Genomic DNA, 24062 nt, shown 5'->3' with positions numbered 1-24062 from the left:
TATGGATATAAATGATTTTGATTTTGATTTGCCAGAAGAACTAATAGCTCAGACACCATTGAAAGACCGGACATCATCGCGCTTGTTAGTAATGAATCGTGATAACAAGTCGATAGAGCATGAAAGGTTCTCATCGATCCTTAAATATTTTAAGCCGGGAGATTGTCTGGTTCTAAATGATACAAGAGTTCTACCTGCTAGGCTTTATGGCAGTAAGAACGATACGGGAGCTAAAGTAGAGGTTTTACTTTTACACCAACAAGATGCTGATCAATGGGAAGTACTTGTAAAGCCAGCTAAAAAAATAAAAAAGGATACGATAATAACCTTTGGTGAAGGCAAATTAACTGCAACTTGTATTGATATTAAAGAACATGGTGGTAGAGTTCTTGAGTTTGAGTACAAAGGCATATTTCTTGAAGTGTTAAATGAGCTCGGTGAAATGCCATTACCACCTTATATTAAAGAGCAGTTACCAGACAAAGAGCGCTATCAAACGGTCTATGCTAAAGAACAGGGATCTGCAGCTGCACCTACCGCAGGACTTCACTTTACAAACGATTTACTGGAATCAATTAAACAATCCGGGATAGAATTAGCCTTCATAACATTACATGTTGGGTTAGGGACGTTTCGACCAGTAAGTGTTGATCAAGTCGAAGATCATGACATGCATTCAGAGTTCTATCACATGTCACAGCAAACTGCCGACCAATTAAACCGAGTAAAAGAAAATAATGGCAGAATTATCTCAGTAGGAACAACATCAACAAGGACCTTGGAGACAATTGCTAGAGATCAAGACGGCATCTTTACAGAAGCTAGTGGATGGACAGATATTTTTATTTATCCTCCTTATAAGTTAAGAGCAATTGATGGATTAATAACAAATTTTCATTTACCAAAATCAACGCTAATTATGTTAGTAAGTGCATTCGCCGGACAATCATTTGTACTGGATGCATATCAAGAGGCAATTAATGAAAGGTATCGCTTTTTTAGTTTTGGCGATGCGATGTTAATCATATAAAAAATTCGTTTTAGCGAAATAGAAAGGGTATCTTACTATGCCAGCAATCACCTATGAATTGATTAAAACATGTAAACAAACAGGCGCCCGTCTTGGAAAAGTAACAACACCTCACGGATCGTTTGAAACACCTGTATTTATGCCAGTTGGTACACTTGCAACAGTGAAGACAATGAGTCCTGAGGAACTGGAGGAACTTGGAGCTAATATAATTCTTTCAAATACTTACCACCTATGGTTAAGACCAGGTGAGGATATTATTGAGGAAGCTGGCGGGTTACATAAATTTATGAATTGGGACGGTTCTATCTTGACAGATTCAGGAGGCTTCCAGGTTTTTAGTTTAAGTGATTTGAGGCAAATAGAAGAATCAGGTGTTCATTTCAGGAATCATATTAGTGGAGAAAAATTATTTTTGTCTCCAGAAAAAGCAATGCATATTCAGAACTCACTTGGTTCTGATATTATGATGGCATTTGATGAGTGTCCCCCTTATCCTGCAGAACATAAGTATATGAAGGATTCAGTGGAAAGGACAAGCAGATGGGCGGAACGCTGTCTCGAAGCACACGGGAGAAAAGATGTGCAAGGATTATTTGGAATTGTGCAAGGCGGGGAATACGAAGATTTGCGCCGTCAAAGTGCTCAAGACTTAACATCGATGGATTTCGCAGGGTACGCAATTGGTGGACTATCTGTGGGCGAGCCAAAAGATGTGATGAATAAGGTTCTAGATTTCACAACCCCATTACTACCTAACGATAAAGCACGCTATCTTATGGGTGTTGGGTCACCAGATTCATTAATTGATGGTGCAATACGTGGTGTGGATATGTTTGATTGTGTACTCCCAACACGAATTGCAAGAAATGGAACATGTATGACTTCAAACGGGCGTTTAGTAGTAAGGAATGCAAAATATGCTCGAGATTTCGGACCAATAGATCCAAATTGTGATTGTCATGTTTGTCGAAATTACTCTAGAGCATATATAAGACACTTAATTAAATGCAGTGAAACATTTGGTTTTAGACTTACTACTTATCATAACCTCTATTTTCTGTTAAAATTAATGAGGCAAGTCCGCAAAGCGATAAAAGAAGATCGTCTTGGCGATTTCAGAGAAGAATTCTTTGAACAATATGGTTTTAACAAACCAAATGCTAAAAACTTTTAGAGGGAGGGATATGACATGGAAACATTAGTTAGCTTGGCACCCATTATTCTTATGTTCGTAATTTTTTATTTTCTTTTAATCCGACCACAACAAAAGAAACAAAAAGCTGTTAAACAAATGCAATCGGATTTGAAAAAAGGAGACAAGGTTATCACAATCGGTGGAATGCACGCAACAATTCATGCTATTGATGAAGGCAGTATTGTATTAATTGTTGAAGGTGGCACTAAACTTACGTTCGATCGTTCAGCAATACGAGAAGTAACTAATCAAGATTAATATAAATGAACGAGAAAAGACTGACATGTAATTAGTCAGTCTTTTTTGTTGTTCATTATTAACATTTACATTTTAAGTATGATGGTTATGTTTGCTGTTGTTCCGAGCTTAAGTTGACTCCTAGTACTCCACCAATAATTGCAGCAATTAGAAATCCTCCATGATGTATGATTTGACTTGTCGAAAAGCCAGAACTATAGCCTAAATACTGGTATAACAGTACAAACAAAGTAAAACCAAGTCCAGTAATAGCTCCGAGAACTAACCCGCTTTCACGCCCCTTTAAACCAGCAATCAAACCTCCAGAAAATAAAGCAATTAAACTAACAACTAAAGTGGTCCAATTTAATGTAGATGAACCTAGTGAGGTGAATTTTAATAGTAATGATAGAATCAAGCTTGCAAATAACATAATTCCAAAAACAGCAATCCACCCATAGAGCAGTGCAGTAAACCTTGATTTTGCCACAATAAACCCTCCCATGTTTGTCCATTTAATTCATTTTATTCACATCTTTTTGAAATAGAATAAGATATTTTAAATTGAGATGAATACATTTATATAAAAGGAGATAATATTCTGCCGAAGAAGGGGACAAGGTATGTCTTTTATAATTGCCATTGCTGTGTTTATCATAAGTTATATATTTATTATCTCTGAAAGAGTTAACCAAGCTTTAGTGGCACTTTCTGGAGGTGTATTATTATTACTGACAGGTGTGTACGAGTGGAATGATGCATTTACTCACTATATTGATTGGAATACTATAGCGTTGTTGTTTTCAATGATGGTTCTAGTTTCCATAACAAAAAAAACAGGGCTATTTGAATATATAGCTATCACTTTTGCACAAAAAGTTAACGGTGCGCCAGTTCCGCTATTAATTGGTTCTGCTATTCTAACTGCAATTGGATCCGCTTTACTAGACAATGTTACGACAGTTCTTTTATTTGTTCCTATCATATTAACATTAACAAAATTGTTACAATTGCCTGCTTTTCCTTATTTATTAACAATTATTTTCAGTTCGAATATCGGTGGAACAGCTACATTAATTGGGGACCCGCCAAATATTATGATTGGGCAAGCGGTTGAACACTTAACATTTTTGTCTTTTTTAACAAACTTAGGACCGTTGGTAGTAATCATCTTTTCTGTCATGTTAATAATAGTCGTTTGGCTTTTTCGGGGAAAATTAACACATAATGATCAATTTTCTGAGCAACTGATGAAAATGGATGGGGCTATTTATCTAAAAAAAACACCAATGTTATATCAATCTGTCACAGTATTATCTATGACAATTGTCGGATTCTTGCTTCATCCAATTGTTCATATTGAATTAACAACTGTTGCAGTCAGCGGAGCAATCCTGCTGCTATTATTAACTGAAAAAGAAGTAAGTTCTGAGAAAATATTTCAAGAGGTTGAGTGGGTTACGCTTTTCTTTTTTATCGGTCTATTTATGCTTGTTGGTGGTTTACAAGAAGTTGGAGCTATTGATGAATTAGCACGTGGTATTATGTGGTTGACAGAAGGAGATCTCCCGTACACAGCTATTCTAATGTTATGGACATCCGGGATGTTTTCGCAAATTATAAATAACATCCCATTCGTGGCAGCGATGATACCTGTTATTAATGAGTTTCAGTCTTATGGGATGGTTAACCTAGATCCGTTATGGTGGTCTCTAGCTATCGGAGCATGCTTAGGAGGGAATGGTACCTTAATTGGAGCATCTGCCAATGTTGTAGTAGCTGGACTTGCTGAGGCCGAGGATCAACGTATTCCATTTATACGATTTTTGATTTACGGAATTCCGATGGTTTTTCTATCACTAGTTATTGCAACTCTTTACGTCTATATCCGTTATTTACTACCTTTCCAACAAACATTTTAAAAACAGTATATTTATCACTTTTAGTGGGATAATAATAGGCAAATTAGCCAGATTATTGTTATTTAGGGAAGTGATATACGTTGGGATTTGAGTGGGGCATAATTATCTTCCGAACAGTAATGACTTATTTCTTTATTGTACTTTTATTTCGATTGATGGGTAAAAGAGAAGTTGGGGAACTAAGTATTTTAGATGTTGTGGTATTTTTGATGCTTGCAGAAATGGCAGTCACATCGATTGAAGATCCTGATAGTAACTTATTTAAAACCCTGATTCCGATGACCGTATTATTAGTTATTCAAAAAGCAATTGCTTGGTTTTCATTGAAAAATTCAAAATTTAGACATTGGTTTGAAGGGAAACCATCAGTAATTATATCTCGCGGGAAGCTAGATGAACATGTGATGAAAAAGCAAGGCTATAATTTTGATGATTTAATGATGCAACTAAGAGAAAATGGCACAAAAAGTATTCAAGATGTAGAGTTTGCAATCTTAGAGACCTCCGGAAAGTTATCGATTTTTGAAAAATCCGCGGATGAGAACCCTATTTCACCAGATGGTTTTGTCGTACCACTAATTATAGATGGGAGTATTCAGCATAAATCTTTAGAAAATATAAATAAAAGTGAGAATTGGCTGAAGGAGAAATTGAAAAGTAGAGGTTACACGTCTATATCTGCCATTTCATTTTGCTCTTTAGATAATAAAGATGAATGGTTTATAGATCTTAAAAATGAAATGAAATGAACTATCTGCTATCCATCCGTGATAGGATTAGAAAGAGGACTAGTACAAAATAACTAGTCTTCTTTACTATTACCTAAATCGTTTAAAGCCGGGAAGTTGTCCAATTTCATCCCTTGTAATAAACCTGAAAAGTAGTAACAGAACAAAGTATATAGCAACTAAACATATTAGAAGTAAGATGAAAAGAGAAAGTTGTGTTTCGTAGCCGGGAAAATAATTCTTTAATTCGTTACCAATCCACCAAGTAAGGACCAAAAGTGCAATCATTTTTACTATATCTAACCAGGGTATTCGAAACGATATAACTTTTATTAATGTTGCCAAATGGAGAACAGTGCCAAGTACAATTCCAACTACCATTGCAATGGCAGCACCCATTATTCCAAATTGTTCATTGGTAGCGAGTACGATTAGTATGACAAATTTAACGCCAGTACTAATGATACTATTCCACATAGCAGCCTTTGCGTAATCCATTGCTTGTAGTGTTGCACTTAATGGGTACTGGACATATAAAAGTAAGAAAAAAGGAGCCATTAAAACTAAAAATCTACTAGCATCACTACTGCCATACATATAATTAAGGATAGGTACTGAGTATAATGATAGTACGATTGTTGCAATCGCACCTGAAGCAAATGAAATCCGTATCGCTTGGTGAATACGGTAGTGGATAAGTTTTTTATTGTTCCTAGCGTCTGCCTCACTAATATTAGGCACAAGTGCTACTGCAAGTGAGTGTGTAATAAATGTTGGCAAAAATAATAATGGGAGTGCATATCCGGTTAATTCACCATACTGTTTGGTAGCTGCAACAGTAGCTACACCTGCAATTGCAAGACTTTGAGATACAAGTATTGGCTCGAGAAAATTGGAAAATGAGCCAACTAATCGACTCCCAGTATTAGGAAGAGCAATTGACATCAAATCGTTTAATGTTTCTTTTCCAGAACGAAGGTATTTAAAAAATTTGCTTCTCACTTTCATTCTTTTTTTCAATTTAAACATATGAAGCATGAAAAGAAGTGAACAAAATTCTCCAATAATAACGGAAATCATCGCACCGGCGGCAGCGTACTCGACACCAAGTGGTAAAAAAAGTTTAACTAAAAGTGCTACGCAAGAAATACGAACAATTTGCTCAATCACCTGAGCGTAGCTTTGCGGTTTCATATTCTGTCTACCTTGGAAGTAACCTCTTATCACTGATGAAATCGCACTAATCATAACCATCGGGCTTATTGCTAAAATTGGTAGCAACGTCCGCTCATCGGTTAGAAATGTTTTAGCGACAATAGGTGCTGCTGCAATTAATCCAATTGTGAAAAAGATACTAAGTGTTCCGGTAATTGTTAATGATATAATTAATATTCTTTTTATTTTGAGGATATCACCATGCGCCTCAGCTTCTGCAACTCGTTTAGAAATAGCGATAGGTAGTCCAAATTGTGACAATGTATAAACCAAAAAAAGGGTGGGTAATGCCATCATATACAAGCCAATGCCTTCCTCACCCATTAATCTAGCTACAACGATTCTATTTATAAAACCCAAAAATCGTGTAATCATACTGGCTACTATTAATATTAAAGTTCCTTTAATAAATGTTTGCTTGGTCATATGAACGACCTGCCTTCTCAAATATTTAAAAATCATATACAATGAATGTATATGCAGAAGGATTGGCCAAGCATGACAAGCATTATAAAAATGTTCGCAGATGGTTATTTTAAAGGGGGTATTTAAATGGAAAAAATATTGCGAGTTAGTCAATGGAAAGAAATGCTTAACCCCGTTCTAGAAACCAAGGTACACGATTTTAAATTAATGGGTTATTCACGAACCACTTCAGAAGTTGTTTGGAATTGTTTAGTGAAAAAAGTTTGGAAAGGTGATCCAGAAAAACGTCTATTTGAAGTGGTGGAGGATATTTTTCATCTTAGTTCTAATATATATATGAGCTATTTAACTGTCCAAGCATATCAAAATGATGATTTGGCGGCCTCAATTGCTGCTCTAACGGGTCCAAATGAATGATTTTTTAATAACTTTGTTTGACAATATTCGCTTCAAATATCTATAATATCTATGTTCAGACTAAAAAAATTGGTTAATATTACTCATGTCTACATAGAACATTATGCTTTAGGCTTATCATTTATTAGATAGTTCAAAAAGTCCTTTATTATTTAATAATATATTATTTGTTTTAAGGCTACTACATATCGTTTGTATGGAAAGATTTGAGTTAGAGGAGGCGCACCACAACATGGTCAAAAGAGGCAGAATCGTTGCCTTTTTTCTAATCGTACTAGTATTTGCGGCGACGATTGGGACAACGATTACAGGAGTAACTAAGGATATTAAATTAGGACTTGATCTTCAAGGTGGATTTGAAATTCTCTATGAGGTACAGCCGATTGATAAAGATCAAGAAGTTACAACTAAAGTTTTAGAAGCTACTACAGAAGCATTAAGAGAACGTGTTGATGTGTTAGGTGTTAGTGAACCTAACTTTAATATTGAAGGAGAAGACCGGATTCGTGTGCAACTAGCAGGAGTTGATGATCAAACCGAAGCCCGAGAACTTATGGCCACATCAGCTCGTCTATCTTTTCGTGACGTAAACGACCATGAATATCTCAATGGGTCGGATATAAAACAAGGTAGTGCAAGCCAAGATTTTGATCCAAACAATAACCAACCAATTGTTACATTGACATTGAATGACCCTTCTAAGTTTGGAGAAGTAACAGAAGAGATATCTGAGATGCCTATCCCAAATAACAGGCTTGTTATTTGGATGGATTATGAAGAAGGCGATTCATATGAAGAAGAGGTTCAAAAAGAAGACCCTAAATTTATTTCTGATCCAGGTGTAAGTGAAAGATTAACACAAGCAAATGTAATGATTTCTGGAAACTTTACTGTTGAGTCTGCCCAAAGACTTGCCGACATTTTAAATGCAGGTTCATTACCTGTTAATCTTGAAGAAAAATATTCAACATCGGTCGGTGCACAATTTGGACTACAAGCAATGGATAAAACCATATTTGCGGGTGCATTAGGTGTTGCACTTATTTTTATCTTTATGATTGCTTACTATCGTTTTCCAGGGCTTATTGCAACAATAACTTTAAGCATTTATATTTATTTAGTATTACTAGTATTCGAATTAATGAACGGTGTGCTCACCTTACCAGGTATTGCAGCGTTAATCCTTGGCGTAGGTATGGCCGTAGATGCTAACATAATAACCTATGAACGGATAAAAGAAGAATTAAAACAAGGTAAAACAATAAGGTCTGCTTTTAAAGCAGGAAATAGTAATTCTCTTTCTACTATTTTTGATGCAAACTTCACAACCTTGATTGCTGCAACCGTCTTGTTTATCTTTGGTACAAGTTCAGTTAAAGGGTTCGCAACGCTTTTAATCGTCAGTATTGTACTTAGTTTTGTTACAGCGGTGTTCGGATCAAGGCTATTCCTTGGATTATGGGTTAAAAGTAAGTTTCTTAATAAACGACCAGGTTGGTTTGGTGTTAATAAAAAAGATATTAAAGACATTTCAGACAAGACTGAACTTGAACCAACAGTATTTGGTCGTAAGTTTGATTTCGTAAGTAATCGTAAGAAATTTTTCTCAATTTCAATTATATTGGTTTTGGCCGGTATTATTTGTTTGAGTGTATTCCGATTAAATCTAGGTATTGATTTTACTAGTGGCTCAAGAGTTGAAATAAATACAGAAGTAAGTAATATTACAGCCGATGAAATTAGTGAAGGTTTTGAGGAATTAGAACTCACTCCCAAAAATGTAGTGATTTCAGGCGATGATAGCGAAATTGGGGTTGCACGTTTTGATAAAGACTTAGGCCCAGATACAATTGCTGAAATAAAAGAATATTTTAGTAACGAATATGGTAGTGAGCCAAATGTCAGTACCGTCTCACCTGTAGTTGGACAAGAACTTGCAAAAAATGCAGTTTTAGCAGTCCTATATGCTTCAATTGGTATTATCATTTACGTAACATTGCGTTTTGAATTTTACTTTGCATTGACAGCTATAATTGCTTTACTTCATGATGCATTCTTTATTCTAGCGTTATTTAGCATCACAAGGTTAGAATTTGATATCACGATAATTGCTGCGATATTAACGATCGTCGGTTATTCGATAAATGATACCATTGTCACCTTTGATCGCATTAGAGAAAATTTGAAACTTAAAAAACGAATCAAATCGTTTAAAGAGCTCGCTGGTATTATTAACAAGAGCTTAATGCAAACTTTAGCTAGAAGTATTAATACAGTAATAACAGTTGTATTTGCTGCTGTTATGTTACTTGTATTTGGAGCATCTTCCATCACTAATTTTGCGTTTGCCTTAGTTGTAGGTCTGCTAGCAGGAACCTATTCATCGCTATTTATTGCAGCTCAAATTTGGTTAGTGTGGCGCGGAAAGAACTTGAAGGAAAAACCTATCGTTTACGTAGAAAAGAAGCGGAACGACGGACCACAAGTTTAACTACTAAGGCTCCTTGTTTGAATACAAGGAGCCTTTTTAAATCCTTATAAAGTGGGAAGTATAATTAGTGAAACCGATAAATCGACATGTGAATTTCTGTCATTTATACTTAAATAGGTTATACAAAAAAGGAGGTTTATTATGAGAGGTCAAACTTATATTATTTTAGCGTTAGTCTTTGCAGTAATAGTTGCTATCTTTGCCGTTATTAATGTAGAACCCGTCGAAGTTAATTATTTGTTTGGAACAGGTAATGCCCCTTTAATTTTAGTTATTTTAATATCAGTTTTAATGGGTGGAATCATAACCGGGGCAGTTGGTGTTGTACGCTTACTTAAGTTACAAAAAGAAATCAGGTTGCTAAAACAAGAAAATAAACAATTAGTGGAAAATAATGTAACTGACACTTCTGAGAAAGAAACAACGAATGAAAAGTCAGTAAAAGCAAGTCAATTAGGTCAAAATTCAAGTGAATAACTTTATTAATAATCTGTTTGCTACCCCTGATACTCTCTTGTATAATAAGTGAGTCAGGGGTGAATTTATTTGATACAAAGCCAAGCAAAATGGAAATTTACATATTCAAATGATGACCAAGCACATTTTGAACATCAACTTCCTATATCATCACTAACGGAGCGACTTTTAATACAAAGAGGCATTAGTAGCGAGGAGCAGGCGCAAAGGTTTTTAACTCCAGAACTAACTCAACTTCTTGATCCATTTTTACTTAATGATATGGAAAAGGCAGTTACTCGAGTTAAACAAGCTATTGAACAAGGTGAAAGTATTTTAGTTTTTGGTGATTATGATGCCGATGGTGTAAGTTCCACTACTGTTATGATAGAAGCTTTACAAGAACTAGGTGCTATTTGTGATTACTATATTCCTAACCGGTTTACGGAAGGTTATGGTCCAAATAAACAAGCGTTTAGACAGGCGTACAAGCAAGGTTACACTTTAATAATTACCGTTGATAACGGTATAGCAGCTGTCAAAGAGGCTGAAATAGCCAAGCAACTAGGGATAGACTTAATAATTACCGATCATCATGAAGTACAAGAAGTACTCCCAGATGCAATGGCAATTATTCATCCTAAGTGTTCACCAGATTATACATTTGATGAACTTGCTGGGGTAGGAGTAGCTTTTAAATTTGCTGAAGCACTATTAGGCTATTTTCCAAATCAGTTACTTGATTTAGTTGCAATTGGTACAATTGCAGACTTGGTACCTTTGGTCAATGAGAATAGAATACTAGCACATTTCGGATTAAAAGCGTTAACTAGTTCCAAAAGATCTGGTATAACAGCGTTAAAACAAACCTGTAACATTGAAGGAACAGTTACAGAAGAACATATTGGTTTTTTAATCGGACCTCGATTGAATGCAGTAGGAAGACTACAGGATGCGGATGCAGCTGTTGATTTGTTATTAACAAAAGATCCAAATCACGCGAACGAATTAGTACAATTTATTGATCAACTAAATCAAGAACGCAAAAAAATAGTAACTGAAATTTCTAACGAAGCAGAAGCAATCGTAGAGGCAGATGAAACAGGGACCAACGACAATGTTATAGTTGTTGCCAGTGAGGGATGGAATGAAGGTGTTCTAGGAATTGTGGCCTCTAAATTAGTAAGGAAGTATGACAGACCAACAATTGTCTTATCAATTAATAAAGAGAAAATGACCGCTAAAGGTTCAGCAAGAAGTATTAGCGGCTTTGACCTGTTTTCGAATTGTATGCAAATAAGAGAAGACTTTATTCATTTTGGTGGACATGCTCAAGCTGCTGGAATGACACTGACTGAAGAAAATATCTCTGTAATTAGAACAAAGTTGAATAACTTGGCATCGGAACAATTAACGCCAGATGACTTCAAACAAACGTTGATAATTGATAACACTGTTCAAATAGAAGAATTGGATGTTTCGTTAATAAGCGAATTAGACAAACTAGCTCCATTTGGAATGGGCAATCCTAAACCACTCTTTCATATTCACGCAGTTCCTAATGAAGTTCGTCAAATTGGAAATCAAAAGAATCATTTAAAGATGTCTATAAAGCAGTCTCAATCTCAATTAGATAGTATTGGTTTTGGAATGGGCGATTTATATTCTAAAATATCACCAAATGCTGAAATGGACATCGTTGGCCAACTAGAAATTAATGAGTGGAATGGTAAACGAAAAGTACAAATGCTAGTCAAGGATTTGGCAATCACTGAGAGTCAATTATTTGACCATAGGGGTTCTAAGCATTGGCAAAAACAGTTAATTCCGTTGTTAGGTGATCAGAGTGTCTTTGTCAGTTTTCAAAAGATGGATGAAGGTCTTCCACCAGAAATAAATCACATTCAAATACATGGACAATCGGATACAACTTATCAGCTAACTAAAGTTGAAGACCTAATCTTATTGGACTTACCTGATACTCTAGAACAATTAACAACCCTCATAGAGTCGACACGTCCCAATAGAATATATGCTTGCTATCATGTGAATGAAGGACATTACTTCAATTCTGTACCGACTAGAGATGATTTTAAATGGTTTTATGGAATGCTTTTAAAACGTAAAGAATTTAATCTTTCTATTGATACTCCAAAACTTGTTAAACATAAAGGTTGGAAGGCAGAGAAAATTAAGTTTATCACTCAGGTGTTTTTTGAACTGGAATTTGTTAAAATAGAGAATGGTATACTAAAACCAAGTCCCAAACCATCAAAGAAGGATTTGACTGAATCACCTATATACCAACAAAAATTAACCCAATTGGAAATAGAAACTACTCTTTATTACTCAAACTATAAAGAATTAGATCAGTGGTTCAAAAGTAAGATGAACGAGGTTGTTTCGCCTAAGGAGGAAGTTACTCATGGATTATAAAAAATATATTACAGTTGTTGAAGATTGGCCCAAAAAAGGTGTGAAGTTTAAAGATATCACAACATTAATGGACAATGGTACAGCATATAAATCAGCAATTGATGAGATTGTGAGTTATTCTAAAAATCGTGATATTGATATAATAGTAGGACCTGAAGCTAGAGGGTTTATCGTTGGCTGTCCAGTATCGTATGCACTAGAAATTGGATTTGCTCCAGTAAGAAAAGAAGGAAAACTACCTCGTGAGGTAATAAAAGTTGGATATGGTTTAGAGTATGGTGAAAATGTTTTAACGATTCATAAAGATGCCATAAAACCTGGGCAACGAGTGCTGATTACAGATGATTTGCTGGCTACAGGTGGTACGATTGAAGCAACAATCAAACTTGTTGAAGAATTAGGTGGAGTTGTAGCAGGTTGTGCTTTCTTAATTGAGTTAACTTACTTAGACGGACGTAAAAAATTAGATGGTTATGACGTACTAACCTTAATGGAATATTAAATTATTATTAGGAGTGCTCTTTATAGGGTGCTCCTTATTTTCCTGAATAAATTAGAATTATATTTAAGATTAAGAGAGAGTGTTTACTTTACTTCCTTAGAATGTTTTTAAATATTATCGACAGGTATTTGCTTTAGGTATTGAAATTTAATGAAAGTAGAGGTATAGTTTTTACTATTCATATTTAAAGTTTACTCTTATAATAGAACAAACTGACCATTTCTAAATGAGCAGTAGTAAAAAAGGACAAAGGTGATAAGATGTCGAAGGATAATATTTTGTCAGCTGAAGACGTTATTAAACAGGGGGCTCAGTATCTTTCTGAAGAAGATACTGATTTTATTAGACGTGCTTATAAGTTTGCTGAAGAAGCTCATCAAAGTCAATTTCGTAAATCTGGAGAACCTTATATTATACACCCAATTCAAGTTGCGGGGATATTAGTTCATTTAGAATTAGATCCAGAAACTATAGCTAGTGGTTTTTTGCATGATGTAGTAGAAGATACAGATGTTACTGTCGAACAGCTTGCTGAGAAGTTTAATAGTGAAGTTGCAATGCTAGTTGATGGTGTTTCAAAACTAGGAAAAATAAAATATAAGTCTAAAGAAGCACAACAAGCAGAGAATCATCGGAAAATGTTTGTTGCTATGGCAAAAGATATTCGGGTTATTCTGATAAAATTAGCGGACAGGCTTCATAATATGCGTACGCTGAAGCATCTACCACCGGAAAAGCAACGAAGGATTTCTAATGAAACATTAGAAATATTTTCGCCTCTAGCGCATCGATTAGGAATTTCAACAATAAAATGGGAGTTAGAGGATACAGCGCTAAGGTATTTGAATCCACAGCAGTACTATCGCATTGTTCATTTAATGAAACAAAAAAGAGAAGAAAGAGAACATTATATTGAAGAGGTAATGCAGGAAGTACAAAATCAATTGCAAGATGTCAATATTAAAGCTGAATTCTCGGGTAGACCAAAGCATTTATATAGTATATATCGTAAAATGGTAATTCAAAACAAACAATTTAATGAAATTTATGATTTATTAGCGGTCAGAATTATAGTTGATAGTATTAAGGATTGTTATGCAGTCCTTGGCATAATTCATACATGCTGGAAGCCAATGCCAGGTAGATTTAAAGATTATATTGCTATGCCAAAACCGAATCTTTATCAATCATTGCACACGACAGTAATTGGACCTAAGGGATCCCCATTAGAAGTTCAAATACGTACTTCGGAGATGCATGAAATTGCCGAATTTGGTATTGCTGCGCACTGGGCTTATAAAGAAGACAAGCAAATTGATCAACATAAAAATAATTCAGAAGAAAAATTAACTTGGTTCCGTGAAATTATTGAATGGCAAAATGAAACAAATGATGCCGAAGAATTTATGGAGTCACTAAAAGTAGATTTATTTTCTGATATGGTTTATGTTTTCACACCTAAAGGTGATGTAATTGAATTACCTGCTGGCTCTGTTCCACTCGATTTTGCATATAAAATTCATACTGAAATAGGAAATCAGACGATAGGATCAAGAATTAATGGGAAAATGGAGCCATTAGATTACCAATTGAAAAATGGTGATATAGTGGAAGTGATGACTTCTAAACATTCTTACGGTCCTTCTCAAGATTGGTTAAAGATTACCCAGACATCTCAAGCGAAAAATAAAATAAAACAATTCTTCAAAAAGCAGCGTCGCGACGAGAATATCACTAAGGGTAAAGAGCTAATAGATAAAGAAATTAAAGCTTATGGATTCGAACCCAAAGATGTATTAGTTTCCGACAATTTAAAAATGGTTGCGGAAAAATTCAATTTCACCAGTGAAGAAGATATGTATGCCGCTGTTGGATATCAAGGAATTACAGCAGCGCAAATAGCAACAAGATTAACAGAAAAAATTCGCAAAAAGAATCTTAAAGAACAAGACCTTGAACAAACAATAGAATCAGTTAAAAGTACTAATCTAAAAGCTCCTTCATCACATAAGAAGGATTCAGGCGTTAGAGTTGAAGGGATAGACAACTTACTAGTAAGACTATCAAAATGCTGTAATCCAGTACCTGGTGATACTATTGTAGGTTATATTACCAAGGGTAGAGGTGTTTCTGTTCATCGTGAGGACTGTCCGAATATTAAAACGGAAGAAGCGAAAGATAGAATTCTTCATGTGGAATGGGAAAACTCAAAGACACAAACAAAACAATATCACGTAGACCTCGAAATTTCAGGATTTGACCGTAGAGGTTTATTAAATGATGTACTACAAGCAGTTAATGAAACCAAGACCAATATTATCGCTGTAAACGGAAAATCAGATCGTAATAAAATGGCCTTAATTCATATTACTATTCTAATTCATAATACGAATCATTTACGTAAAATGGTTGACCGTTTAAAACAAATAAAAGATGTTTATACAGTAAAAAGAATGCTGAATAGTTAGGAGCATTATAGCAATGAAAGCAGTAGTTCAACGAGCTGAAAATGCTAGCGTCAGTGTAGATGGGATAACAAAGGGGCAGATTGATTACGGACTAGTAGTACTAATTGGTGTCACCCACGAAGACTCAGTAGAAGACGCGGAGTATTTAGTGAATAAAATTGTCAATATGAGAATATTTGAGGATCAACAGCAAAAAATGAACTTGTCTATTAAAGATGTAGGGGGAAGTATTTTATCTATTTCTCAATTTACACTATACGGTGATACGAGAAAAGGAAGAAGACCAAACTTCATGAATGCCGCCAAGCCTGAACCAGCGAAGGAACTATACACAAAATTTAACTCTTTAGCTGCTGCTTGTGGAATCCCTGTTGAAACTGGTGAATTTGGAGAAATGATGAATGTTCAATTAACTAACGTTGGACCTGTCACAATCATCGTTGATAGTGCAGATAAGTAATGTAATATAATAAATACCCATCTTACCTTAGGTAAGATGGGTATTTTAGCGTTTAATAGGAAAAATAGGTACTTAAGCCGCTTATAATTCCTTGTGCAATTTTTTCTTGAAATGCCGCTGATTGTATGTTCTCTTCTTCTGAAACATTCGATAAGAACCCTAGCTCTAACAAGACGGATGGACGATGACTTTCCCTTGTTACTTGAAAACTTTCTTTATGAATTCCACGGTCGTCCATTGTTGTTGCTTTTAACAATTCAGCTTGTATTATTGTTGCGAGTTGCTTGTCACGATCAGAATAGTGATACGTGCTAACACCTTTAGCTGATGGGTATTGAGGTGTACTGTTGTAATGAATACTTAAGAAGGCATCAGCGTCGGCTAGATTCGCCACGCTAGGTCGTCCACTTAATCTTAAATAATTATCATGGTTTCTAGTTAAAATTACCTCTGCACCTAAAATTTCTAAATGAAATTTAATTTTTTTTGCCGTTTGCAATGTATAGTCTTTCTCATAGTTTCCGCTTGCCCCAATAGCTCCGACATCTCTTCCGCCATGACCTGCATCAACGACAATCGTTTTGTTTTTCACAGAAGGAGATGCCGTATTTGTTAACGCTCCAGTCAAATCTACCAATCGTTCAGGCACGAATCCCGTCTTTTTTTCCCATTTAATCTCGTACCACCCTTCAACACTGTTAACAATGTCAAGGACAGTCCCCCGATTAGTCATTCCAATTATGTCGTCGTCCGTTGATGGACCTCCACGGATATTTGTTTGGTCGTGGACAATAGTCAATGAATCAATAGTTGTTTCTATATTTTCTTTTCCTTCATCTGCTTCTGTAGAATCTGGTTCTTCTTGAATTGAAATATAATCTTTTGTAACCCATCCTGTTGTACCTTGTTGAAATTCTATTTCTACCCAATTGCCTTGTTCTTGAATGATCGTATATTGTTCGTTACTGTTTACTTGGCTAATTTGTTCATAATCAGTACCAGGCCCATTTCTTACATTTAAATTATCTGCTTCTATCCATGCTTCATTCGCATAAACCACAGATGAAATGGATAATACTATCAGTACACTGCTTATTAGGACAATTAGATGTTTTTTATTTCTTAACATTTTATTCCTCCAGGAAAAGTCTCAGTATCTTACTTTAACAGTTATTAAAACCTAAATGTTAGTAGTTCGCTATTGACATTCAGTCTGTTTAAAAAAGTACTTGTAAAATCACATTATACCTTAATAAATTCACTTCCGATACTAACCCTTTTAATAGTAATAAAAAATGAGTGTAAAAGTCAAAAATTCAAGGAGAGATAAACATGAGAATAAATCATAAACAAGCAGGAACTCATACAATGAAGGACATTTATGGTGCGAATCTCCACAGATTTATGGAACTAGAAAATAGCGCAAATAGCATTGAAATTGCAGAGGAGCTTGGTGTATCCTTGCGAGATGTAAAAAAATTAAAAGAAAAGCTCAATCGTTCTTGACAAGTTTCCAAGCAAACATTATGATTATAAACAATTCAAAAAAAGAAACTATTGATATTAATATACTTAAATAGTAAAATTAAGTAGTTTTATATTACCAAAAATTAATTAAACAACTGTTGATGGAAAAAGTAATTAGTGGACTTATATGGAAAGAGAAAGGATACCACGGGCTGAAAGTATCCTCATATTATGAACTAATGAAAGACACTCCGGAGGTTCTGTGTTGAAATAAGTAAATTCAGACGTTTTGCAGGCGTTAACTGTGTAAGGTGGAGGCTTTTTTCTATTGCTTCAACTAGGGTGGCAACGCGGGTAAACTCTCGTCCCTTTTTTAAGGGGATGAGAGTTTATTTTTTTTACTTTTTAAACATTTCATACTATTGATTTTTTAAAAAAGTTTTCATCAGACATATAGTTGGATAGGCCGTTCCTAAACTATAAATGGATGACAATGGCTGCATAAGGTAATTGCAAAATTAATTGTTTTAGAAAGATTTTTAATTTTTTAGGGAGATAAAGATACTAACACTCGTTCATTATACAAATAGTTAATCTCTCGAGTGTAATAATACATATGTGATATATAAAATTTGGATTTATTTTGGAGGGGACAATCAATGAATATGAAAGCGCCAAGAGGCACCCAGGATTTATTGCCGGGTACGACTGAGAAGTGGCAGTATGTTGAGAATACGCTAACTGATATTTGTCATCGATTTAATTATAAGGAGATTCGTACACCAATTTTTGAACATACGGAGTTATTTCAAAGAGGTGTTGGTGATACAACAGATATCGTTCAAAAGGAAATGTACACATTTAAGGACCGAGGGGATAGAAATATTACATTACGTCCAGAAGGAACTGCTTCGGTTGTACGAGCGTTTGTTCAAAACAAACTATTTGGCCTGCCAAACCAGCCAACTAAAGTATTTTATATAGGACCAATGTTTCGTTATGAGCGACCACAACAAGGTAGAATGAGACAATTCGTCCAATTTGGAGTCGAGGCACTTGGTAGTGCAGATCCAGCTGTCGATGCTGAGGTGATTTCACTTGCAATGAGCGCCTATCAAGAATTAGGGTTACGATCGTTAAGATTAGTAATCAATAGTCTTGGTGATGGGGAGAGTCGTCAAAATCATCGGAATGCTCTGATCAACCACTTTGAACCTCATAAAAATGAGCTTTGTCATGATTGTAATTTACGACTTGATAAAAACCCATTGCGTATTCTTGATTGTAAGAAGGATCAAAATCATCCAGCAATGGAAACAGCTCCATCCATTTTAGAATTTTTGAATGAAGATTCAAATCAATATTTTGAAAAAGTTAAAGGTCATTTAGATAAGATGGAAATTGATTATGTAGTTGATAAAAATCTTGTTCGTGGTCTTGACTACTATAATCATACAGCATTTGAGATTATGAGCGATGCTGATGGATTTGGTGCAATTACTACACTTTCAGGTGGAGGTCGTTATAATGGCCTTGTTGAAGATTTAGGAGGCCCAACGACTCCCGGGATTGGTTTTGCTTTAAGTGTTGAACGTCTACTGATGGCTCTTGAAGCGGAACAGGTTCATCTACCAGTCGACGATAACCTTGATTGTTATTTTGTAACATTAGGTGAGAAAGCAGATGCTGAAGCAATACGTCTGACTTACACACTAAGAAAAGCGGGTATTCAAGTCGATAAAGATTATCAAAGTAGGAAATTCAAGGCCCAATTTAAAGCGGCTGATCGATTAAATGCGAAATATGTAATCGTACTTGGTGAAACTGAACTAGAAAATAATATTGTGAATGTGAAGGATATGCATTCTGGTGAACAAGAAGAGGTTTCAATTAATAACTTAGTCAGTTATTTACAAAGTAATCTGCAAGGGGGAAAGTAATATGCAAACAAAAAGACAATTAGTTGGTGAGCTTCGCAAACAACATGTAGAGCAAAAAGTAAACTTAAAAGGGTGGGTCCAAAAAAGACGGGACCTGGGCGGATTGATTTTTATTGACTTAAGAGATCGTTCTGGTTTGGTTCAAATTGTTTTCAACCCTGAAGTATCAGAGTCAGCATTACAAATTGCCGACAAAGTTAGAAGTGAATTCGTAATAGAGGTTAGTGGTAAGGTAGTTGAAAGAGAAGAATCCACAGTAAATCCAAAGATGGGTACTGGTGAAATTGAAGTGTTTGTTGAGGAAATTACAATTTTAAATCAGGCTAAAAATCCCCCTTTTCAAATACAAGATAATACTGATGTTGCTGAGGACCTTCGTTTAAAATATCGCTATTTAGATTTACGCCGAGAATCAATGCAAGAAACATTTAAATTAAGACACAAAACAAGTCAGGTGATTCGAAATTTCTTGAATGATGAAGAGTATTTAGAGATGGAAACGCCGATGTTAACAAAAAGCACACCAGAAGGTGCGAGAGATTATTTAGTGCCAAGTCGTGTTCACTCTGGACATTTCTACGCTTTACCACAGTCCCCGCAATTGTTTAAGCAATTATTGATGGTAAGCGGATTTGAAAGATATTTTCAGTTTGCCCGTTGTTTTCGTGACGAGGATTTACGTGCAGACCGACAGCCGGAATTTACTCAAATAGATATTGAGACATCATTTATGACGAGTGATGATATCATGGCAATGACTGAACGAATGATGCAAAAGGTAATGAAAGAAGTTAAGGGAATTGATGTGCAAATTCCATTTGAAAGAATTGAGTATGACGAGTCAATGGAGCGTTACGGATCTGACAAGCCAGATACTAGATTTGAAATGGAACTTGTAAGTGTGTCCGAAGTCGTTAAGGATTCTGGATTCAAAGTATTTAGTAGTGCTGTTTCTGGTGGTGGAAAAGTAAGTGCTATTAATGTTAAAGGGCAAGCAACTAACTTTTCCAGAAAAGATATTGACCATTTAACGGACTTTGTTAAGATTTATGGCGCTAAGGGATTAGCTTGGCTTAAAGTAGAAGAAGATGAGTTAAAAGGGCCTATTTCAAAATTTTTGTCAGAACAAGAAGTAGCAGGTTTAAAGTCATCATTAAAAACAGAAAGTGGAGATCTTCTGTTATTTGTTGCTGATAAAACAAGTGTAGTCTACGATAGTTTAGGTGCACTTAGACTGAAATTAGCGAAAGAACTACAACTAATTGACGAGTCACTATTTAATTATCTTTGGGTAACAGACTGGCCATTATTTGAATATGACGAGGAACAAAGCAGTTATTCTGCTGCTCATCATCCATTTACGATGCCTGCTGCTAGTGACATGGAGAAATTAACAACAAACCCTGGTGAAGTGAAAGCACAAGCCTATGACCTTGTTTTAAACGGATATGAGTTAGGTGGCGGTTCACTACGTATTTATCAAAGTGATTTACAAAATGAGATGTTTGAGGTTTTAGGTTTTACTAAAGATGAGGCAGAAGCTCAGTTTGGTTTTCTGCTTGAAGCCTTGGAATATGGTGCGCCACCTCATGGAGGTATAGCACTAGGATTCGACCGATTCATCATGTTACTGGCCGGAAAGAATAATTTGAGAGATACTATTCTTTTCCCGAAAACAGCATCAGCATCTTGTCTTCTTACAGAAGCTCCTGGTGGTGTTAGTAAAAGTCAGTTAGATGAATTGCACCTATCCTTAAAAAGTAAAGAAGGAAAAACAAGTTCAAACCAATTGTAGAATGGTTGTAATATTTGTTACCTAATAGTCATATTAACTGACTTGAAAACAAAAATCAGATGTGCTATTCTTTATCTATACAAATTAACAATTTACTATATCAATCCTGATGTGTTCGTCCTATTATTGACGTTTTGACCGAACATCAATAAATACGGGAGCCTGACGTTTTCATTTGGCGTGCAAGCCTCATTATTATAATGAGAGGAAGCATAATATTTGGAACAAGGCACCCACCTGCTAGTAGCGGGATCAAAACTCATCGAAATGACGGCACAATTGGGATTGATATAATACATAATTTTTAAAGCCATAAGAGGATAATCCTCTTATGGCTTTTTCTTTTAGTGCAATAGATTTTATTTGGCAACTTGTTCTAAATTCCCATTTTTCTCCATTCTGAATGCAGGTGTAGAAACACTATCATCCTCGTCAAAAACAACCATCTTCCTAGCCCGATCCATAATTTGAATTAAAACTTGATAGTCTTCTTGGATAGTATTAAGTTGCTCGTTTAATTGAAGCATTTTCTGTTCCAATGAATCTTTTTCCTGACGTAGGATTACATTTTCTTTTTGTAGTTTTTCTATACTGTTTTTTGAACGTGTTGATTCATAGTAATCTTTTTTTAATGTTTTCAAATAATCTATTACATAATCTAAATTAATAGGGCTTGTGTTTTCTGTCATTTCAACGGGTAGAGATTGCTCATCTTCTACTGAAGTTGTAGTTGTCATCACTTCTTCATAGTCTATCGGATTATCCTGAACTACTTCTGTAGCTAAATGGTTTTGGTGGACTGGTCTTTGATGTCTAGCTAATGCTCGCTTCTTTTCTTTACGTTGTCGTTTTGCAATTGAAACTGCCTGATCGTACCTTTGCCTTACTTCTGCATTCCAGCGAAACCCGCAAGCTGCTGAGGTTCTATTTAATTTATCTCCTACTTCCTCAAAAGCATTTAGTTGCGTACTTCCTTCTCTTATGTGACGCAAAACCGTTTCTGCCAATAGTAGGTCATCTTCATGTGACCAAGCGTCCTGTCTAACTTTTACCAAGAAACTTCACTCCTTTATATTTTTTGATTAATACTTATCTATAAAATTGATTATTATACTATCAAAAATCATGTGGATGATAGTATAAAGGAGAACTTGGGCTTTTACCCAGATCTTTACCTGACGAAAATACAAGTTGTCTAATAATTCATAGAATAGTTTGGTATTTTTGTCTTTAGTTTTGCCGAAATAAATAGTATTTATACACAAGTTATTAATCTTAACAATTCATCTACATGTAAAGAGCTAGTTAGATATATTTGAACATGGATAGAGTTTAAGTTTTAACTTGGGCTTTTGAAAAGTTCGATATTTTGCAGGCTATTATAAGGAAAAAACCACCTAGATTAAGACAAAAAAATCAAGCACTTATCTGTATGATAAAATGCTCGACTTTTTCTACTGAATTAGTTTGATTTCTTTTTAAATTCTTTAAGCTTTTTGTGAATGTCAGCCATACGTTTTTCTTCACCAGATTCGATGGGCTTATAGTAACTTCTGCCTACTAAAGTTTCAGGTAAATAATTTTGATTAACCCAACCACCAAACGTTCCAAGGGGATAATCATGAGGATATTTATATCCGACGTGCCCTAATTCTTTAGCTCCATTGTAATGGGTGTCCCTTAAATGAAGTGGGATTTTACCTACTTTACCTTTTCTTATATCACTAATAGCTAAATCCAAAGCCTTATAGGCGGAGTTAGATTTTGATGATAAACACATTTCTACGACAGCAACAGATAAGGGAATTCTAGCTTCAGGCATTCCTAATCGTTCACTGGCCTCTACAGCAGATAATACATGTGCTCCTACTGACTTATTAGATAATCCAATGTCCTCATAGGCAATCACTACTAAACGACGATTTACGGCAGTTAAGTCACCACTTTCTAATAAATGGGCTAAATAATATAAGGATGCATCGACATCACTACCTCGTATACTTTTTTGCAAACAGGATAATAAATTATAGAAGTTCGAACCTTTTTTATCCCCGAATACCCCTACTTTATCAATAAATTCTTCTACTGTTTTTTCCTCAAGGATGATTTGACCATCTTTTTTAACAGAGGCATATACAACTGATTCTAATAGATTTAAAGCCTTTCTAGCGTCTCCGTTTGTACCTGTTGCTATAAGCTCAATAACTTTTTCATTTGGCTTAATAGATAGAAATCCTAATCCTCTTTCCTCGTCAGCTAGAGCCTTATGAAGCAAATTTTTTATATCATCAGGCTCTAGCCTTTGAAGTTGTTTAATTTGCCCACATCTACTTCTAATCGCAGGATTTACATCATGGTATGGATTTTCAGTTGTTGCTCCAATAAGAATAATCAGTCCTTTTTCAACATGGGGTAGTAAATAATCTTGTTGGGCTTTATTAAAACGGTGAATCTCGTCTAAAAATAATATTGTGTTACCTTCCATTTTTGCTTTTTCAATCACAATTTCAATATCTTTTTTGCCAGAAGTTGTTGCATTAAGAGATGAAAAAGGAAATTTAACAGTACCAGCAATTGCATTTGCTATTGCTGTTTTACCAATGCCAGGCTCTCCGTACAGTAGCAAGGATGGAACATAACCATTAGCAATCATTTGAAATAGTTTTGTGTTTCTTCCTATTACTTCTTCTTGTCCAACAATGTCATCAATTGTTTTTGGTCGCATTCTGTATGCTAAAGGTTCTTTATTCAAGATAAAACCTCCGAGTTATTTAAAATCTTTAGTATTCCTATTTAAAGGATATCATTAAATTTAAATCAATTGGAGTGATAACTTTTTTAACTGTGTCGTAATTTGTCTTTGTGCGTAGTTGG

General features: G+C 35.1%; 20 protein-coding genes, 1 other RNA gene and 1 other annotated feature. Of the genes, 16 read left to right on the top strand and 5 right to left on the bottom strand.

Annotation, left to right across the window (positions count from 1 at the left end):
- Window position 1 precedes the first annotated feature (1 nt).
- From queA to yajC, 3 genes are read left to right on the top strand one after another with little or no spacing between them, the layout of a single operon-like run.
- Window positions 2-1030, top strand: coding sequence for a tRNA preQ1(34) S-adenosylmethionine ribosyltransferase-isomerase QueA (queA, locus tag LD272_RS12925; RefSeq protein ID WP_226037018.1), 1029 nt, complete (start codon window positions 2-4; stop codon window positions 1028-1030).
- 37 nt (window positions 1031-1067) lie between these two features.
- Window positions 1068-2207 carry a tRNA guanosine(34) transglycosylase Tgt gene (tgt, locus tag LD272_RS12920; protein WP_226037017.1) on the top strand — a complete coding sequence of 380 codons (1140 nt, stop codon included), beginning with the start codon at window positions 1068-1070 and terminating at the stop codon, window positions 2205-2207.
- A gap of 15 nt (window positions 2208-2222) precedes the next feature.
- Window positions 2223-2486 carry a preprotein translocase subunit YajC gene (gene yajC / locus LD272_RS12915; protein ID WP_226037016.1) on the top strand — a complete coding sequence of 88 codons (264 nt, stop codon included), beginning with the start codon at window positions 2223-2225 and terminating at the stop codon, window positions 2484-2486.
- An 85-nt stretch (window positions 2487-2571) separates the two neighbouring features.
- Here yajC and LD272_RS12910 read toward each other — a convergent pair whose 3' ends face one another.
- Complete coding sequence (locus tag LD272_RS12910) at window positions 2572-2955, bottom strand: TIGR04086 family membrane protein (RefSeq protein ID WP_226037015.1); 384 nt, start codon at window positions 2953-2955, stop codon at window positions 2572-2574.
- A 133-nt stretch (window positions 2956-3088) separates the two neighbouring features.
- Here LD272_RS12910 and LD272_RS12905 point away from each other — a divergent pair, with 133 nt between their 5' ends.
- Together LD272_RS12905 and LD272_RS12900 are read left to right on the top strand one after the other, a co-directional pair.
- A complete protein-coding gene (locus tag LD272_RS12905; RefSeq protein WP_226037014.1) occupies window positions 3089-4387 on the top strand; it encodes an ArsB/NhaD family transporter in 1299 nt (432 codons plus the stop codon).
- A 119-nt stretch (window positions 4388-4506) separates the two neighbouring features.
- Entirely contained in the window at window positions 4507-5136 is a 630-nt protein-coding gene (locus LD272_RS12900; RefSeq protein ID WP_439647400.1) for a DUF421 domain-containing protein, read from the top strand.
- A 69-nt stretch (window positions 5137-5205) separates the two neighbouring features.
- On the opposite strand, the gene spoVB is transcribed toward LD272_RS12900, so the two are convergent.
- The gene (gene spoVB / locus LD272_RS12895; protein ID WP_226037012.1) at window positions 5206-6756 is read right to left on the bottom strand and encodes a stage V sporulation protein B; all 1551 of its coding nucleotides are present in this window, start codon (window positions 6754-6756) and stop codon (window positions 5206-5208) included.
- A gap of 126 nt (window positions 6757-6882) precedes the next feature.
- Between spoVB and LD272_RS12890 the strand changes: the two genes are divergently transcribed.
- The 7 genes from LD272_RS12890 (at window position 6883) to dtd (ending at window position 15986) form a co-directional block, all read left to right on the top strand.
- Complete coding sequence (locus LD272_RS12890; RefSeq protein WP_226037011.1) at window positions 6883-7173, top strand: post-transcriptional regulator; 291 nt, start codon at window positions 6883-6885, stop codon at window positions 7171-7173.
- 232 nt (window positions 7174-7405) lie between these two features.
- Window positions 7406-9664 carry a protein translocase subunit SecDF gene (gene secDF, locus LD272_RS12885; RefSeq protein WP_226037010.1) on the top strand — a complete coding sequence of 753 codons (2259 nt, stop codon included), beginning with the start codon at window positions 7406-7408 and terminating at the stop codon, window positions 9662-9664.
- A 141-nt stretch (window positions 9665-9805) separates the two neighbouring features.
- Entirely contained in the window at window positions 9806-10141 is a 336-nt protein-coding gene (locus tag LD272_RS12880) for a LapA family protein (protein WP_226037009.1), read from the top strand.
- 69 nt (window positions 10142-10210) lie between these two features.
- Window positions 10211-12556, top strand: a complete 2346-nt coding sequence (gene recJ, locus LD272_RS12875) for a single-stranded-DNA-specific exonuclease RecJ (protein WP_226037008.1) — start codon at window positions 10211-10213, stop codon at window positions 12554-12556.
- On the top strand, window positions 12546-13058 hold the full coding sequence (locus tag LD272_RS12870) for an adenine phosphoribosyltransferase (protein ID WP_226037007.1): 513 nt from the start codon (window positions 12546-12548) through the stop codon (window positions 13056-13058). The genes recJ and LD272_RS12870 overlap by 11 nt, the downstream gene beginning before the upstream one ends.
- A gap of 260 nt (window positions 13059-13318) precedes the next feature.
- Window positions 13319-15526, top strand: a complete 2208-nt coding sequence (locus LD272_RS12865; protein WP_226037006.1) for a RelA/SpoT family protein — start codon at window positions 13319-13321, stop codon at window positions 15524-15526.
- A 13-nt stretch (window positions 15527-15539) separates the two neighbouring features.
- On the top strand, window positions 15540-15986 hold the full coding sequence (gene dtd / locus LD272_RS12860) for a D-aminoacyl-tRNA deacylase (RefSeq protein WP_226037005.1): 447 nt from the start codon (window positions 15540-15542) through the stop codon (window positions 15984-15986).
- Between the two features lie 52 nt (window positions 15987-16038).
- On the opposite strand, the gene LD272_RS12855 is transcribed toward dtd, so the two are convergent.
- Window positions 16039-17115, bottom strand: coding sequence for an N-acetylmuramoyl-L-alanine amidase family protein (locus LD272_RS12855; protein WP_226037004.1), 1077 nt, complete (start codon window positions 17113-17115; stop codon window positions 16039-16041).
- A 203-nt stretch (window positions 17116-17318) separates the two neighbouring features.
- Between LD272_RS12855 and LD272_RS12850 the strand changes: the two genes are divergently transcribed.
- The 4 genes from LD272_RS12850 (at window position 17319) to ssrS (ending at window position 21478) form a co-directional block, all read left to right on the top strand.
- On the top strand, window positions 17319-17492 hold the full coding sequence (locus tag LD272_RS12850) for a hypothetical protein (RefSeq protein ID WP_226037003.1): 174 nt from the start codon (window positions 17319-17321) through the stop codon (window positions 17490-17492).
- 110 nt (window positions 17493-17602) lie between these two features.
- Window positions 17603-17826 (top strand) — a binding site (T-box leader).
- 286 nt (window positions 17827-18112) lie between these two features.
- Window positions 18113-19393 carry a histidine--tRNA ligase gene (gene hisS, locus LD272_RS12845; protein ID WP_226037002.1) on the top strand — a complete coding sequence of 427 codons (1281 nt, stop codon included), beginning with the start codon at window positions 18113-18115 and terminating at the stop codon, window positions 19391-19393.
- 1 nt (window position 19394) lies between these two features.
- On the top strand, window positions 19395-21188 hold the full coding sequence (gene aspS, locus LD272_RS12840; protein WP_226037001.1) for an aspartate--tRNA ligase: 1794 nt from the start codon (window positions 19395-19397) through the stop codon (window positions 21186-21188).
- 100 nt (window positions 21189-21288) lie between these two features.
- Window positions 21289-21478, top strand: a non-coding RNA gene (gene ssrS, locus LD272_RS12835) — 6S RNA.
- A gap of 69 nt (window positions 21479-21547) precedes the next feature.
- Here the strand turns inward: ssrS and LD272_RS12830 are convergent.
- Both LD272_RS12830 and LD272_RS12825 read right to left on the bottom strand, forming a co-directional pair.
- Entirely contained in the window at window positions 21548-22243 is a 696-nt protein-coding gene (locus LD272_RS12830) for an RsfA family transcriptional regulator (RefSeq protein ID WP_226037000.1), read from the bottom strand.
- A gap of 407 nt (window positions 22244-22650) precedes the next feature.
- Window positions 22651-23940, bottom strand: coding sequence for a replication-associated recombination protein A (locus tag LD272_RS12825; protein ID WP_226036999.1), 1290 nt, complete (start codon window positions 23938-23940; stop codon window positions 22651-22653).
- Between the last annotated feature and the right edge of the window lie 122 nt (window positions 23941-24062).

The organism is Aquibacillus saliphilus (genome assembly GCF_020404745.1).
GTDB lineage: Bacteria > Bacillota > Bacilli > Bacillales > Amphibacillaceae > Aquibacillus > Aquibacillus saliphilus.
This window is presented reverse-complemented; position numbering and strand designations above follow the sequence as displayed.